We start from the raw sequence: 15,145 nt of genomic DNA, 5'->3' as shown, positions 1-15,145 counted from the left end.
ACTTTAAGCCATTGATTTAGAACAACTAATAAACATTGGCACCGCCCTTGCTATCACTCCTCCAACCCCGCTCGTCGCCCCGCCACGAGCCTTAAAACAATAAGGAGTTGATATGAGCGAATTGCGTTTCACCGTCGATCACGAATGGTTGCGCCTTGAGAGCAATGGCCTGGTCACCGTCGGCATCACGGCGTTTGCCCAGCAGGCGCTGGGGGATGTGGTGTTCGTTCAGGTGCCTGAACTGGGCGCCTTCGATGCACGCGCTGAAGTGTCGGTGCTGGAGTCGGTGAAAGCCGCCAGCAGTATCGGCATGCCGCTGGACGGTGAAGTGGTCGAGATCAACGCGACGCTCGAGAGCACCCCGGAATTGGTCAACGAAGACCCGTTGGGCGAAGGCTGGTTCTTCCGTTTCAAACCGGTCGATGTCGAGGCGTTGAGCGACTTGCTGGATCTGGACGCCTATGAACGCCTGACCGCCGAACACGCCGACGCTTGAAGCCCCCACGAATCCAGAAAAAGGACCACCCCATGTTCAGCAAACACGACCAGATCAAAGGCTACGACGATGAACTGCTGGCGGCGATGAACGCCGAGGATGCGCGGCAGGAACACCACATCGAACTGATCGCCTCGGAGAACTACACCAGCCAGCGGGTGATGCAAGCCCAAGGCAGCGGCCTGACCAACAAGTACGCCGAAGGCTATCCGGGCAAGCGCTATTACGGCGGCTGTGAACACGTCGATGTGGTCGAGCAACTGGCCATCGACCGTGCCAGACAACTGTTCGGCGCCGACTATGCCAACGTCCAGCCGCACTCCGGCAGCCAGGCCAACGCCGCGGTTTATCTGGCCCTGCTGCAAGCCGGCGACACCGTGCTGGGCATGAGCCTGGCCCACGGCGGTCACCTGACCCACGGCGCCAAGGTGAGTTTTTCCGGCAAGCTCTACAACGCGGTGCAGTACGGTATCGATACCGCCACTGGCCTGATCGATTACGACGAAGTCGAGCGCCTGGCCGTCGAGCACAAGCCGAAGATGATCATCGCCGGGTTCTCGGCGTACTCGAAGACCCTGGACTTCCCGCGCTTCCGCCAGATCGCGGACAAGGTCGGCGCGTACTTCTTCGTCGACATGGCCCACGTCGCCGGTCTGGTGGCGACCGGTCTGTACCCGAACCCGCTGCCCTACGCCGACGTGGTCACCACTACCACCCACAAGACCCTGCGTGGCCCACGCGGCGGTTTGATACTGGCCAGGGCCAATCCCGAACTGGAGAAAAAACTTAACGCCGCGGTGTTCCCCGGCGGTCAGGGCGGCCCGTTGATGCACGTGATCGCGGCCAAGGCCGTGTGTTTCAAGGAGGCGCTGGAACCGGCATTCAAGACCTATCAGGCGCAAGTGATCCGCAATGCCCAGGCCATGGCGTCAGTTTTTATCGAACGCGGTTACGACGTGGTGTCCGGCGGTACTGACAACCATCTGTTCCTGGTCAGCCTGATCCGCCAGGGCCTGACCGGCAAGGACGCCGACGCCGCCCTCGGCCGCGCCGGCATCACCGTCAACAAGAACGCCGTGCCCAACGATCCGCAATCGCCGTTCGTGACGTCCGGCCTGCGCATCGGCACCCCTGCGATCACCAGCCGTGGTTTCAAGGAAGCGCAAAGCATCGCCCTGGCAGGCTGGATCTGCGACATCCTCGACCACCTGGGCGATGCCGATATCGAGGCCAACGTCGCCCGACAGGCAGCCGCCCTGTGCGCGGACTTCCCGGTCTACCGCGACTGACCAGACAACATAGAACCCTGTGGGAGCGGGCTTGCTCGCGAAGGGGCCGTGTCAGTCGACATCAATATTGACTGGCACGCCGCCTTCGCGAGCAAGCCCGCTCCCACAGGATCTGCGCAATTGCACAAGGAAAACACCATGAACGCCATTGTCGAATCGACCGGCAACAACCCGGCCAAGGTGGAGGTCGGCACCAAACTGCGCGGCGCGGACAAGGTCGCGCGGATTCCGGTGAAGATCATTCCCACGGATGAACTCCCGCGCAAACCCGACTGGATTCGCGTGCGCATGCCGATCTCCCCCGAGGTCGAGCGGATCAAGCAACTGTTGCGCAAACACAAGCTGCACAGCGTCTGCGAAGAAGCCTCGTGCCCGAACCTGGGCGAGTGTTTTTCCGGTGGCACCGCCACGTTCATGATCATGGGCGACATCTGCACCCGTCGCTGCCCGTTCTGCGATGTCGGCCATGGCCGGCCCAAGCCGCTGGATGCCAACGAACCGATGAACCTGGCCGTGGCCATCGCCGAACTGCGCTTGAAGTACGTGGTGATCACCTCGGTGGATCGCGACGATTTGCGCGATGGTGGCGCCCAACACTTTGTCGATTGCCTGCGTGAAATCCGCAAGCTGTCGCCCGGCGTGCAACTGGAAACCCTGGTGCCGGATTATCGCGGACGCATGGACGTGGCACTGGCGATCACCGCCACTGAACCGCCGGATGTGTTCAACCACAACCTGGAAACCGTACCGCGCCTGTATAAAGCCGCACGGCCGGGTTCGGACTTCGAATGGTCGCTGGACCTGCTGCAGAAATTCAAGCACGCGGTGCCCCACGTGCCGACCAAATCCGGGCTGATGCTGGGCCTTGGCGAAACCGACGAGGAAGTCATCGAGGTCATGCAGCGCATGCGCGAGCACGACATCGACATGCTGACCCTCGGCCAGTATCTGCAGCCCTCCCGCAGTCACTTGCCGGTGCAGCGCTTCGTGCACCCGGACACCTTTGCCTGGTTCGCCGAGGAAGGTGCACGCATGGGTTTCAAGAACGTCGCGTCCGGGCCGCTGGTGCGCTCGTCCTATCACGCCGATCAACAACTTCATGGAGGTGCAGGCGGTTTCAAGCCATGATGAGTTGACTGGTAATGCATGGAGCCGCTTCCGATGTCTCGTTCACCCTGTCTGTTGTTGCTGTGCCTGAGCCTTGCCACGCCGTGCATGGCCGACGAACCGAAACCCGGGCACATGGTGTATCTGCGTGCGGTCGACCCGGGCATCGTGCAGGACATCCGCTACGCCAGCGCCCACAACTTTACCGGACACCCGCTCGACGGTTATCAGGCGCCGGAGTGCCTGCTGTCCGTGGACGCCGCCAAAGCCCTGGCCCGAGTGCAAACGGCACTGAACGCCGAGGGTTACGGTTTGAAGGTATTCGACTGTTATCGCCCGGTGCGGGCGGTAGCGGACATGGGCCGCTTCGCCAACGAGCCCGGCGACCCGCTCAAGACCGAATTCTATCCACGGGTCGACAAACAGGACTTCTGGCGCCTGGGTTACGTGGCACGGGTGTCCAATCACTCCCGGGGCAACACCGTCGACCTGACCCTGACCGGCCCCGACGCCCTGCCTGCCGATACCTGGACGCCATCCGTCCATCAAGTGGATTGCACGGCGCCTTACGGCCAGCGCTGGCACGACGGCGCGCTCGACATGGGCACCGGGTTCGATTGCTTCGATGAACGGGCGCACACCGATTCGGCGCTGATCAACGCCACGGCCAAAGCCAATCGCCAGCGACTGACCGATGCCATGGCCAAGGAAGGCTTTGTGGGTTATTCGGCCGAGTGGTGGCACTTCACGTACAGCGGCAATCCGCCGAAGCCGGACGTCATGGACTTCCCCATCACGCCGTTAACGCCATGAACCATCTGCTCAAGACCCTGTTGGTGGCGTTTTTTCCGCTGGCCGCCATGGCCCAGGGACTCGACGGCAGCGACCAACTGATCGTGGTCACCAGTAAAGGCTGGAATGATATCCAGGGTACTGCCCAGCGCTATGAACGGCACGGGCAGACCTTGCGCAAATTCGAAGCATCCTTTGCCGTCGTTCTCGGCAAGAACGGCATGGGCTGGGGCAAGGGGCTGCTCGACAGCGGGCCACCTGAAGGACCGGTCAAGCAGGAAGGCGATGGAAAGGCGCCAGCTGGCATGTTCAAGCTGGGCACGGCGTTTGGCTACGCGCCTTCGGCCGATACCCGCCTGCCCTATCTGTCGCTGACACCGAGCATCGAATGCGTGGATGACAGCCAATCGACTCGCTACAACGAACTGGTCGACGGCGCGGTCGTCGAAAAAGACTGGAGCAGCTCCGAACGGATGCGCCGCCCAGATGAGTTGTACCGCCAGGGCATTTTCATCCAGCACAATACCCCGGCCTCTCCCGCTGCCGGCTCGTGCATTTTCTTCCACATCTGGCGCGGCCCCACGGCGCCGACCCGCGGCTGTACGGCCATGGACCCGGCGGATATTGCGCGGCTGTTGGATTGGCTGGACCCGGGCAAATCCCCGGTGCTGGTGCAACTGCCTGAAGCGCAGTACGAGCAGTTGCGTGAGCGTTGGAAACTCCCCAAGCGCTAGTCAACGCCGGACCCTGTGGCGAGGGAGCTTGCTCCCGCTGGGGCGCGTAGCGGCCCTACAAGATGGGACTGCTACGCAGTCCAGCGGGAGCAAGCTCCCTCGCCACAAATGCGGGTGTTAACCCCGTTCAACCACCACGCCACTCATCGACGGCTTGGCCAACGCGTAATAGATCACCCCCGGCACCAACAACCCGACGATCCACGAAATATCCACGCCGCCCAATTGCGCAACCATCGGCCCGGAGTAGAAATGGGTGTCGACAAAGGGCAACTGGATCAACACGCCAATCACGTACACGCTGATCCCCAGCACGTTCCAGCGACCGTAGCGGCCTGCCGGGTCGGACAGTGCCGGGATGTCGTAACGTTCCTTGTTGATGAAGTAGTAATCCACCAGGTTGATCGCGCTCCACGGAGTGAAGAACGTCAGCAAAAACAGGATGAAGTACTTGAACGAGTTGAGGAACGAGTACTGCCCCAGCAACGCCAGCGTGGTGGATGCCGCGACGATCAGCAGCACAAACAGCATGCGCTGGCGGGCGGTGATTTCCAGGCGGCGACGAAAGCCAGTAATGATGGTGGCGATGCACATGAAACTGCCGTAGGCGTTGAGGGTCGACACTGTGACCTTGCCGAACACAATGCTCAGGTACAGCAAAGACGCGATCACCCCGCTACTGCCCAGACCGACAATGGTCGCCACTTCGTGCCCACGAAAATTCGCCCCGGCCAATGCGGCGGCGAACACCCCGAGCACCATCGAAGCCTGAGCCCCCAGCACCGTGCCGAGACCGACGGCAGCGAAGGTTTTCCACGATGAAGTTTTGCTCGGCAGGTAACGCGAATAATCCGCCACATAAGGACCGAACGCGATCTGCCAGGACGCCGAGAGCGACACCGCCAGCAGGAAGGTGCTCCAGCCAAAATGACGATTGTCGAGCAACAGGCCGATGTCGTTGAGGGTCATCAACCGGGTGAACAGATAGGCGAAGGCGATGATGCCCAGCACGCTGGCCACCCGCCCGACCAGGTGAATCACCCGATAACCGAAGATGGTCAGGAACGCGATGCACGCCGCGAAAATCAGGATGCCGGCGCTGTCGCTGACGCTGATCAATTGCGCAATCGCCTGCCCCGACAACACCGCGCCGGTGGCGCTGAAACCGAGGTACATCAGGCATACCAGGACAATCGGGATCGCCGCGCCATACACCCCGAACTGCACGCGGCTGGAGATCATCTGCGGCAGGCCGAGCTTCGGCCCTTGCGCCGCGTGCAGCGCCACCACGGCACCGCCGAATAGCTGCCCAATCAGCAAGCCGATGAGTGACCAGAACACATCGCCGCCCAGCACCACGGCCAGGGCGCCGGTGACGATGGCAGTGATTTGCAGGTTCGCGCCGAGCCACAGGGTGAACTGGCTGTAGAGACTGCCGTGACGCTCGGCCTCGGGGATGAAATCGATCGAACGGGTTTCGATCAGGGAACTTCGTTGCACACTCATGACGGTGTTTCCTTTGAGGAACTGTTTTTGTTATCAGGGGTAGAACTTAGAAGGTCTTGGTGGCGCTCGCCACCACCGTGGCCGAGCACAGATCGTCATAGCCATACCAGCCACTGCACTCGCTTTTCGTCAGGTCGGTGTCGACATAACTCAGGCCCCAGGTCACGCCGACGAAGTCGCGGGTCAGCTTGGCTTCCCACTCGTAGTAGGCCTCGCGGTTGTCGCCGTTGGCGGACCAGAAAGCCGGGTCTTTCACATCGTTGCGCCCCACGCGCAGCTCCAGGCCGACTTCGGCCGGCAACGAGAATCTATAGCCGACATAGGTGTAGAGCGTGTCCTGGTCTTCGCCGAAAACGTTCGGTGTGTCCTTCGAGTAATAGGCACCCAGCTTCACGCCGTACACGTCGAGAATGGCGTAGACCTCGCTCAGGTTGAATTCGGAATTTTTCGGGTAGTCGTACTTGATGTAGCCCAGATCGAGGCTGATCGCGTCCGTCGCCTGCCAGTAGTAACCGGCGTAGTACTCAAGTTCCTGCCGGGTATCGAAGCCGCCACCGAAATCCACGTTGGAGGTCCAGGCGCCAATGTACAGGCCGCTGCTGTGCAGCAATGTTGCGCCGGCCTGGGCCGCTGGATCGCCCAGGGTTTGCGAGATGCCGCGGCTACGGTAGTCGCTGACGACGCCCAGGGTCATGTCCAGGCTGAAGTCATCGTTGAGGGCCAGGGCCTGGCTGGTCAAAGGCGCCAATGCCAGTGCGGCGAGGGTCAAAGCTGAAAGTACGTTCATGCGCTTCTCTTGTTTTTATGGGGGTACAGGGAATTTCAGCCACGGCGCTGCCAGGCCCGTCGCAATGCGAGGGCCTGGCAGTTTTCAGGCAGTGCGGTTGAACGCAGGTCAGGACGCGGGCGCGTAGACCTGCTTGCCGGCGAAGAAGGTTTTCAGGACTTTGGTCTCGAACAGTTCGTCATCGCTGACCTTGAACACATCGCGGTCGAGGATGATCAGGTCAGCCTGTTTGCCCGGCGCCAGCGAACCGATCTGCTGCTCCAGACGCAGGGTTTTGGCGGCGTTGAGAGTGTAGGCGTAGAACATGGTCTGGCGGTCGATGCTCTCCTTGGCATTGAGCACACCGAGCGGCCCTTTGCGTGTGCTGGCCTGGGCAATGGCGTTGAACGGATTGGGGCTGGACACCGGCCAGTCACTGCCGCCGGCAATCACCGCGCCGGCGTCATGCAGCGATCGGGCGGGATACTGGTAACCGTAGGCGAAAGCGCTGATGTAGGGTTTGACCAGTTCGACGGTGTAGGTCTCGCCGGTAGCCCACAGCAGTTGCATGGAGGCAATCACCCCCAGTTGCTTGAAGCGCGCAAACTCCTTGGGATTGACCAGTTGCAGGTGAGCGATGCTGTGCGGCACCGGCGTCGGATTGAGCTTGCGCGCATAGGCCACGCCATTGAGCGACTCACGCACCGCACGGTCGCCGACCGCATGCATGTGCACGATCCAGCCGCGCTTTTCTGCCGCCACCACCAACTCACCGAAGTGCGCCGGTTCGATCAGCAGCTGACCGTTCTTGTGGCTGTTCTTGAACGGCACGATGACCGCGGCGGTCTGCCCCGGAAATTCGAGAATGCCATCGGTGAACACCTTGATGCCGGGGAATGTCAGGTTGGGAACGCCTTCGAACTGCTTCATCACCGTGGCAATCACTTCCAGATCGGCCGGGCGGCTCTTCGGGTTGGTGACCATCAATGCCGCGACGTGAGCACTGAGTTCACCGTTCTGCGCCAGCGCCTTGTACAGCGGCAGCACGCCGACACTTTCCGTGGTGGCCTTGAAATCGAACAGCGAATCCTCACTGCCGCCATTCGCCGCAGCGTCCATCCAGGCGGTGACGCCGTATTGATTGTTAACCCTCACCGCCTCGCGAGCGGCCTTGAGCATGGTCTCCGGGCTGGGCGCGGGGATCCCGCCGCGCACCACGTCCCAGCGGGATTCGGCAAAGTAGCCGTTAGGAGTGAAATCCTGTTCATGCCCAATGTAACCGCGGTCTTTTTCCGGCAGGCTCTTGACCAGTGCTGCGTCGATGTTCAGGCGCTTGAGCATCGCGTTGTTGGCCCAACCGGTGTGGCCGTCGATGCCGCTGAAGACAATCGGCTGATCGGCCCAACGCCCCTGATTGAACACTTTGCCCAGTTCACGGCTTTTTTCCCAATAGGCCGAACTGACCCCGGCGACGCTGATCACATCACCGGCCCTGGCACGGCCGGCCTTGTCCTCTTCGATCAACCATTGCTCCAGTTCCGGCAAGGGTTTGACCTCGTCCAGCAGGTTGGCCTTCATGTTGTCGAAAGCGCCCACGATCGGGTGGCTGTGGGTGTCGATCATGCCTGGCATCAACACCTTGCCCGCCAGGTCGATACGCTGGGTCCCGGCATCGGCCAGGGCGTTGATTTCGGCATTACTGCCCACTTTCAGAATCTTGCCGTCTTGTACCGCAACAGCCTGCACCAGCGCCTGGCCGGGTTCGGCGGTAAAGACCTTGCCGTTGAACAACACCAGGTCGGCGGCGGCCATCGCTTGCACCGACGATAACGCCAGCGCGGCGGCCAACAGGTTTGGAATAAATCGCATCGGAACGCTCTCTGGTTTTTATTGGACGGATCGGGAACTGACGACTTGGGAAGCAACCTGTGGAGCCAGCCCGAGGAACGGCGCCTTGGCCCACACGACCTTGCCGCCAACCAACGTCAGCAGCACGTCGTTGCGACCCAACTCCTCTTCGGGCACCTGCATGAAGTTCTTGTCCAGCACGATCAGGTCAGCGAACTTGCCGACTTCGACCGAGCCCAGCACCGCATCCAGCTTCAGCTGTTGGGCGGCATTGAGGGTGATGCTGCGCAGCACTTCGGCTCGCGACATGGCCGGATCGGCATTGAGTCGCCCGGCATATTTCGGTCCATAGCTGTGCGGATTGGTGGGGTCGCCGGAGCGGGTGACACCGATTTTCAGCGCCAGGAACTCATCGAGGGGATCGACCGGCCAGTCGCTGCCAAACGCCACACGGCCGCCAGCCTGGGCGATGCTGCCCGAGGGTTCCATGCGCTCGAATCGCTCGGCGCCGAGGTGATCGCTGGTGCCGTCGACCGTGGACGGTGCCTGCTGCGCCCACTGGAACGACATGGTGGCCGTGACGTCCAGTGCCTTGAAGCGTGGGTAGTCGGCAGGATCGACCGATTCGGCGTGCGCAATGGCCGGGCGGAAATGATTGCCCGGCAGTTGCTCGCGCACGTAGGCAACGCTGTCCAGTGCATCCCGCACCGCGCGCTCGCCGGTGGCGTGCAGATGCGGATCGAACCCGGCCTTGACCGCCTCCAGCAACAACGGATTGAGCACTTGCGGCGGGAAGTACAGTTCGCCCAGGTTTTTGCCCGGTGTCCACTTCGGCGCCTTGTCAGTGCCGCTGTTGTGCAGGTACGGCGTCAACATGGCGCCGGTGTCCGCCGGAGCATTGATGATGCCGTCCATGAACAGTTTGACGTGGCGCATGTTCACGCCCGGCGCGACATGCACTTCGCCCTGGTCGTAGGTGTTGGCCAGGGCCTTGGCCTCGGCGATGGTTTTCACCGGGTCGGCGGCAGCGGCGGCCGGGTCCAGCTTGATCGCCAGCAAGGCCCGGGCGGTCAGTTCGCCGGACTTTTGCAGGCTGGTGAAGGCCTTGCCGCTTTCCGGTCCCGACAGGGCATCGAAGAAGCTGGTGATGCCCTGCTGGCGCATGGCGTCGAGGGCCGCACGGGTCTGGTTGAGCTTTTCCGCGTCGGTCGCGGGCGGCACCACGGCGGCCAACGATTCGGCGGCGCCGTCCTCGCAGATGCCGTTCGGGTTGCCGACGCTGTCACGTCGGTACTTGCCGTCTTCGGGGTCGACGGTGCTCTTGTTGATCCCGGCCAGTTCCAGGCCGCGAGAGTTGGTCAACACGGTGTGAAAATCGGTGGAGCGCACCTGGATCGGACGCTTGGTCTTGAGCGCGTCCAGGGTCGATTTGTCGGCGTCGCCGTCAAGCCCGGTCATGCCCATGCGATCCCAGCTGCCGACTTCCAGCCAGACATCCGGGCCCTTGTCCTTCTCGGCATCGAGGCAGGCCTGGATGCTCGCCTGAAACTGCGCGCGGGTCATGGTCTGGTATTTCAGATCGCACAGCGTCATGGCACGACCGCCATCCCCCGGGTGCATGTGCGCATCGACGAACCCCGGCATCAGCATGCGCCCGGCCAGGTCGATCAGTTGGGTTTGCTTGCCGATGTAGCCGTCAACCCCGGCATCGCTGCCCACGTAGACAATCTTGCCGGCGGAAATCGCGATGGCCTGTTGCACGGAATCCTGGCCATCGACGGTGTAGACGTAGCCATTGCGCATGACCGTGTCGGCGGGCGTCGCGCCCAATGCCATGCAGGAAAACGCCGTTGTCGATGCAACGGCGATGAACAACCTGGAAAGTCTCAAATGCCTCACCCCTGTTCTTATTGTTTTGAAGCGGCCCGAAGCGACTGCACAAGCCCTTGATAGACAGGGACTACCCTATAGGGCGCAGCGCTCGAATGGACCTCTGCAAATGAGGAGGGGGCAGGCAAATAATTGAAACGGCGGGGATTAATCCCGGCGCACGGACTCCGCCAGCGCACCCGGCGAACGCAGGACGGAGCCCAGCTCCACCTTGCTTTTCACACCGAGTTGCAAGTAGCAATTGCGCAGGTAGGTGCGCACGGTCGCGGGGCTCAGGGCGAGGAGTTTGGCGATCTCTTTGTAGGAATGGCCGGCGGCGAACAGCATCGCTGCGCTGCGTTCCCGTGGTGCCAGGCCGTCTCCGCCTGACGGCGCATCGAGGGACAGGATGACGTGCTCGGCGTTGGGGCTGAGGGTCAGGGCGCAGCGGCCCAGGCGGATCACACAGGGGGCTTTGGACAATTGCGCAATGACGTCGACCGGCAGTGTCGACCCGCTCCAGCCGGGCAGTTCGCGCTGAATCGCGGCACACAACCGGGCGCCGACATAGAGCAGACTGCCGTCCATGCGCGCGATCCCGGAGTCGCTCGCACCATTGTCGGTGTCGAAGCGGATCATGTCCTGCACCTGAAACCGCCACAGCTGGAACAGGTGTTCGCAGTAAGCGGAAAACAGCTCGCCTTCCGTTTCATTGAATGCCTGCTCATGCTCACCACGGTAGAGACAGACGAAGAACATCAAGCCGCTTTCAGGCAGTTCGAAGGTGATGCACATCAAATGAAACAGGTCGTGACGCCGGGCGAAGTCGTTGACCGCTTCGCAGGGGTCATTGAAACCGCTGTCGCGCAACACCTCGCCGGGTTGATTCAAGGTGGTATGGGAGAATTTGTCATTGGCCGCTACCGGATGCCATTCGGCAACAAAGGATTCGGGCAGGTTGATGCGTCCGTGCATCCAGCTTTGCGGGGTAACGTTGCCGGGGGGCGACATCTCGCCCCACCACGCAGAGGTGAAGGGCACCAGTTGAGCGAATGTTTGCACGCCATCGGCGATGAACCGCGACGCCCCGCTTTCCCGTGCCAGCCGCCCCAGGTGCAACACGCAATGATTGAACGCCTTCAGCGTGGCCAGCGACCTGTTGTCGTCAACCTGGTTTGCCCCCTCCATTTTTGCGATCCCGTTCACTGCATGGTCTGTTGCCGCGACGATGCCATAGGCTCGGGAATGGCGTCCAGTTCGCCGTGACATCAACGGTTACAAACTGCTGTTCAACCCGTACAACTGTGGTCTGCGGTCCTGATGCAGGTCGTTGCGCGCGCTGATGCGCTTGTTGCGCGCTTCGGCGAGGTTCAGCGTCGCCAGCAGGATCTGCTCGCCGCCCTGCTCCGCCGGACCGGCCAAGGGGTAACCGTCAGCATCGACGATGACCGACCCTTGCACCCAGCCAACCCCGCGTTCATGGCCATAGCGATCGCATGCTGCAATGAACATCCGGTTCACCGAAGCATTGGCCTGCACCCGCAGCACTTCCGCCGGGCGCTCGGTTTGCGGCCGCGGACCGTCTGGCCAATTGACCGGCGCACACAGCAGATCGGCCCCGGCCAGTGCCGGCAGTCGCACCCACTCGGGAAACTCCAGGTCGTAGCAAATCAGCATGCCGAGACGCCCATGAACCGTCTCGACCACCGGTGGCGCGGCATCGCCGGCGCTGAAGATTTCTTTTTCGGCATCCCACAGATGCGCCTTGCGGTACACCGCACGCAACCCTTGGGCATCGATCATCGACGCGCTGTTTGCCAGCTCATCACCGGGCAGGCGCTCGCAGAATCCGCCGACTATTACCAGATTCAGCTCACGGGCCAGGGTCTGCCAGAGTTGCAAGGTCGGGCCATCAGTGGTTTCCGCCAGGGTCAGCGCCTCGTCGCGGTCGGCAAACAGATAGCCGCTCTGCACCAGTTCGGGCAACACGACAACCTGCGCGCCCAGGTACGCCGCCTGACGAATCGCGCGCTCGGTGAGCGTGCGGTTGTAGGCCAGGTCACCTATTTTCGGTGCCAATTGGCAGCAGGCGACCACCGTATTTTTTACGCTGTTCAACGACCTGCCTCCGCAAATGAATGGGTCATGGCGACGATGTCGCTTTCGCTCAGCGCGTCGATCACCCGGCGCTCGGCGGCCAGATCAATCGAGCGGCTGAGCAGGTAATAGGTCAGCCCCGACACCACCAGGCCCACTAGCCACGCGATATCCACGCCTTCCAGCACCCGCGCCAGCGGGCCGACGAAAACCTCTTTGCCGGCGGCGGCATCGAAGATGTAGAAGAACGGCACCATCGCGGCGAAGCCGATCAGGTACGAGACAATGCCGCGAAATTGCCAGGCGCCGTAGATGCCCTTTGGCGTGAAGAAATGCGGGATCGCATAGCGGCCCTTGCGCACGAAGAAGTAGTCCACCAGGTTCACCGCTGTCCACGGCACCAGGAAGTACAGCAACAACACAAGGAAGGTGTTCAACAGCGCGATGCCGTCACCTTTGATCGACAGCACGCAGGTCAACAGAATCACGCTGATCACACTGATCGACAGCACGCGGGCGCGGGGAGTCGGGGTGATTTTTTTGATCGAGTCGACACCGGTCAGCAGCGTCAGCATGGCGCTGTAGGTGTTGAGCGCAATGATCGGCAGGAAGCCCGCCACCGAGACGATCACCAGCAGATTGCCCAACCCCGGCACCATGGAAGAACCGACCTGATTCAACGCCACCAGTGCATCCGCTGCTTTCAACTGCTGCGCCAGCCAGGCACCGAGGCCGATCATCCAGCTGCCGGACAACGAGGCACCGATGAACACCGCCGCGATCAGTTTCGCCCGGCTGGTGTTTTTCGGCAGGTAACGGGAATAGTCGGACACGTAGGGTGCATAGGAAATGTTGTAGCTGGCACCGATGGCGAACAGCGTGGCGAAGGCCACCCAGTTGAAGCCCAGATCGGTCGCCGGCGTGACACCTTCCTGACCCGCACCGAACATCAGGGCGATGGTCACCAGGGCGTACAGCGGCAAAGTCGCCAGCAAGGCCCACTTGAACGCCTTGTGCATCAGGTCGTGGCCGTAGATCGACAACAGTGCGCCTATCAGCACCACGGCGACGGCGACGATGGTCGGGTCGATGCCAAACACGTGCTCCAGGCCATTCATGATCAGCGAGATGTTCACCACGTTGAAGCCGACGAACACGAACATCGTCGCCATCAAGGCCAGGATGACCCCGCGATAACCGAACTGTGCGCGGGACTGGATCATCTGCGGCAGGCCCATTTCCGGGCCCTGGGAGCCGTGGAACGCCATGAAAATGGTGCCGAACATGATGCCCAGGGCACCGGCGAGCATGGTCCACAATGCCGACAAACCGAGGCTCGGGCCGACAAAACCAATGGAGATAGTGAAGAAGTGGAAATTACCCAGGAACCAGAACGGCCCCTGGCTGCTGAGTTTGGCGTGGCGTTCGTTTTCCGGAATGTAATCGATCGAGTGGCCTTCGATGGCCAATCCGCCGCTCGTCTCGGCGGCGCGCGCAGACACTGGGGAACCTGACATACGATTGTTCCTATGCTGTTGTTTGTTGTTTTTGTGGGTACAGCGCTCGCCACGACGTCCAGATCCGGTGAAACTCCATAAAAAGCTGACGATGACGCTGGTTTCACGGCAATGTAGGGCGTGAGTTCCGGCAATAAAATATCGCAGGCACACTGTTCACATAGATCAGCACCTATGTAATCGAGAGTCGGGAGCCCCCATGCTGGGAACTGTAACGGAGCTGGATCTGCGTCTGATCCGGGTATTTCTGACCGTCGTCGAGGCCGGCGGCATTTCGGCGGCACAAACCGCCCTCAACACCACCCAACCGACGATCAGCGCGCAACTGGCGACGCTGGAAGCGCGGGTCGGTTTCCGTCTGTGCGAACGCGGGCGTGGCGGGTTTTCCGTAACGCCCAAAGGCACTCAATTCATCGAGGCGGCCCGACGCTTGCTGGCGGCGGCCGAGGGTTTCCGGGTCGAGGTGCAGCACATCAACCGCAAAGTCTCGGGCAGCATCAACATCGGCCTGCTGGGGCAAATCGATCCGGTGGCGAACAAGAAAATCGGCCTGGCCATTGCCCATTTGCGGGCTCGGCACGAGGGGCTGTATTTCCATTTCACCGAGCTATCGTCATCCTTGCTGGAGGAAAAAATCATCAATGGCCATATCGATCTGGCCATCGGCTACTTCTGGCACCGCTTGCCCAGCATCGATTATTTCCCCTTGTTCCCGGAAACCCAGATTGCCTACTGCGCGCCCTCGCATCCGTTGTTCGACCAGGTCGGCGCACTGACCCGCGAAGATGTCAGCGGGTTTGACTGGGTCTGGCCGAGCCATCCGCTGCCGGAAATGCCGGCCCCCACATCAATCGAACGCCTGACCGTGCTCACTGACAGCATGGACGGCGCGGCCCTGCTGATTCTGTCCGGCCAGCACCTGGGGTTTCTGCCGCAGCACTACGCGACCCGCCATGAACAGCTGGGGCAGTTGCACCCGCTGAATCCGGACCTGCTGCGCTATGAGGTCAGCTTTCATGCGGCGGTGCGGCATTCGTCTCGCCAGCGCGATCTGGTGAGTGCGTTCCTGAATGAGCTGATCGAGATTTTCGGAGCGGTGTAGGTCCTGTGGGAGCGGGCTTGCT

13 protein-coding genes are annotated in these 15,145 nt (G+C 61.6%); 6 read left to right on the top strand and 7 right to left on the bottom strand.

The features are described from left to right. The first annotated feature begins 112 nt into the window (after positions 1 to 112). From gcvH to PMI28_RS13550, 5 genes are all read left to right on the top strand, one after another. A complete protein-coding gene (gcvH, locus tag PMI28_RS13530) occupies positions 113 to 496 on the top strand; it encodes a glycine cleavage system protein GcvH (protein WP_007987343.1) in 384 nt (127 codons plus the stop codon). A 32-nt stretch (positions 497 to 528) separates the two neighbouring features. Beyond that, positions 529 to 1,785, top strand: a complete 1,257-nt coding sequence (gene glyA, locus PMI28_RS13535) for a serine hydroxymethyltransferase (RefSeq protein WP_007987342.1) — start codon at positions 529 to 531, stop codon at positions 1,783 to 1,785. A gap of 138 nt (positions 1,786 to 1,923) precedes the next feature. Continuing rightward, on the top strand, positions 1,924 to 2,913 hold the full coding sequence (lipA, locus tag PMI28_RS13540) for a lipoyl synthase (RefSeq protein WP_007987339.1): 990 nt from the start codon (positions 1,924 to 1,926) through the stop codon (positions 2,911 to 2,913). Positions 2,914 to 2,946: 33 nt separating this feature from the next. Beyond that, positions 2,947 to 3,705, top strand: coding sequence for a M15 family metallopeptidase (locus PMI28_RS13545; RefSeq protein ID WP_007987337.1), 759 nt, complete (start codon positions 2,947 to 2,949; stop codon positions 3,703 to 3,705). Further along, positions 3,702 to 4,418, top strand: coding sequence for a L,D-transpeptidase family protein (locus PMI28_RS13550; RefSeq protein WP_007987336.1), 717 nt, complete (start codon positions 3,702 to 3,704; stop codon positions 4,416 to 4,418). Before PMI28_RS13545 ends, PMI28_RS13550 begins: the two co-directional genes overlap by 4 nt. A 117-nt stretch (positions 4,419 to 4,535) precedes the next feature. Here the strand turns inward: PMI28_RS13550 and PMI28_RS13555 are convergent, their stop codons facing one another. From PMI28_RS13555 to PMI28_RS13585, 7 genes are all read right to left on the bottom strand, one after another. Beyond that, positions 4,536 to 5,924: a purine-cytosine permease family protein gene (locus PMI28_RS13555; RefSeq protein ID WP_007987335.1), complete on the bottom strand. Its 1,389-nt coding sequence runs from the start codon at positions 5,922 to 5,924 to the stop codon at positions 4,536 to 4,538. A gap of 46 nt (positions 5,925 to 5,970) precedes the next feature. Then, positions 5,971 to 6,711 carry a TorF family putative porin gene (locus PMI28_RS13560; RefSeq protein ID WP_007987333.1) on the bottom strand — a complete coding sequence of 247 codons (741 nt, stop codon included), beginning with the start codon at positions 6,709 to 6,711 and terminating at the stop codon, positions 5,971 to 5,973. Between the two features lie 108 nt (positions 6,712 to 6,819). Further along, positions 6,820 to 8,559 (bottom strand): amidohydrolase, encoded by a 1,740-nt coding sequence (locus tag PMI28_RS13565; protein WP_007987331.1) that lies wholly within the window; start codon positions 8,557 to 8,559, stop codon positions 6,820 to 6,822. Between the two features lie 18 nt (positions 8,560 to 8,577). Next, complete coding sequence (locus tag PMI28_RS13570) at positions 8,578 to 10,374, bottom strand: amidohydrolase (protein WP_007987329.1); 1,797 nt, start codon at positions 10,372 to 10,374, stop codon at positions 8,578 to 8,580. A 201-nt stretch (positions 10,375 to 10,575) separates the two neighbouring features. Further along, complete coding sequence (locus PMI28_RS13575) at positions 10,576 to 11,595, bottom strand: helix-turn-helix transcriptional regulator (RefSeq protein WP_007987327.1); 1,020 nt, start codon at positions 11,593 to 11,595, stop codon at positions 10,576 to 10,578. Between the two features lie 87 nt (positions 11,596 to 11,682). Beyond that, positions 11,683 to 12,525 carry a nitrilase family protein gene (locus PMI28_RS13580; protein WP_007987326.1) on the bottom strand — a complete coding sequence of 281 codons (843 nt, stop codon included), beginning with the start codon at positions 12,523 to 12,525 and terminating at the stop codon, positions 11,683 to 11,685. Then, positions 12,522 to 14,021 carry a purine-cytosine permease family protein gene (locus PMI28_RS13585; RefSeq protein WP_007987325.1) on the bottom strand — a complete coding sequence of 500 codons (1,500 nt, stop codon included), beginning with the start codon at positions 14,019 to 14,021 and terminating at the stop codon, positions 12,522 to 12,524. The genes PMI28_RS13580 and PMI28_RS13585 overlap by 4 nt, the downstream gene beginning before the upstream one ends. A gap of 199 nt (positions 14,022 to 14,220) precedes the next feature. Between PMI28_RS13585 and PMI28_RS13590 the strand changes: the two genes are divergently transcribed. After that, positions 14,221 to 15,123, top strand: coding sequence for a LysR family transcriptional regulator (locus PMI28_RS13590; protein ID WP_007987324.1), 903 nt, complete (start codon positions 14,221 to 14,223; stop codon positions 15,121 to 15,123). Positions 15,124 to 15,145 lie beyond the last annotated feature (22 nt).

Origin of the sequence: Pseudomonas sp. GM48 (assembly GCF_000282335.1) — a bacterium.
Lineage (GTDB): Bacteria > Pseudomonadota > Gammaproteobacteria > Pseudomonadales > Pseudomonadaceae > Aquipseudomonas.
This window is presented reverse-complemented; position numbering and strand designations above follow the sequence as displayed.

Coding starts and splice junctions, on each gene's coding strand:
- PMI28_RS13545 (WP_007987337.1), top strand. CDS start 2,947: ATGTCTCGTTCACCCTGTCTGTTGTTGCTGTGCCTGAGCCTTGCCACG.
- gcvH (WP_007987343.1), top strand. CDS start 113: ATGAGCGAATTGCGTTTCACCGTCGATCACGAATGGTTGCGCCTTGAG.
- PMI28_RS13585 (WP_007987325.1), bottom strand. CDS start 14,021: ATGTCAGGTTCCCCAGTGTCTGCGCGCGCCGCCGAGACGAGCGGCGGA.
- PMI28_RS13570 (WP_007987329.1), bottom strand. CDS start 10,374: ATGGCATTGGGCGCGACGCCCGCCGACACGGTCATGCGCAATGGCTAC.
- PMI28_RS13550 (WP_007987336.1), top strand. CDS start 3,702: ATGAACCATCTGCTCAAGACCCTGTTGGTGGCGTTTTTTCCGCTGGCC.
- glyA (WP_007987342.1), top strand. CDS start 529: ATGTTCAGCAAACACGACCAGATCAAAGGCTACGACGATGAACTGCTG.
- PMI28_RS13575 (WP_007987327.1), bottom strand. CDS start 11,595: ATGGAGGGGGCAAACCAGGTTGACGACAACAGGTCGCTGGCCACGCTG.
- PMI28_RS13555 (WP_007987335.1), bottom strand. CDS start 5,924: ATGAGTGTGCAACGAAGTTCCCTGATCGAAACCCGTTCGATCGATTTC.
- PMI28_RS13560 (WP_007987333.1), bottom strand. CDS start 6,711: ATGAACGTACTTTCAGCTTTGACCCTCGCCGCACTGGCATTGGCGCCT.
- PMI28_RS13590 (WP_007987324.1), top strand. CDS start 14,221: ATGCTGGGAACTGTAACGGAGCTGGATCTGCGTCTGATCCGGGTATTT.
- PMI28_RS13565 (WP_007987331.1), bottom strand. CDS start 8,559: ATGCGATTTATTCCAAACCTGTTGGCCGCCGCGCTGGCGTTATCGTCG.
- lipA (WP_007987339.1), top strand. CDS start 1,924: ATGAACGCCATTGTCGAATCGACCGGCAACAACCCGGCCAAGGTGGAG.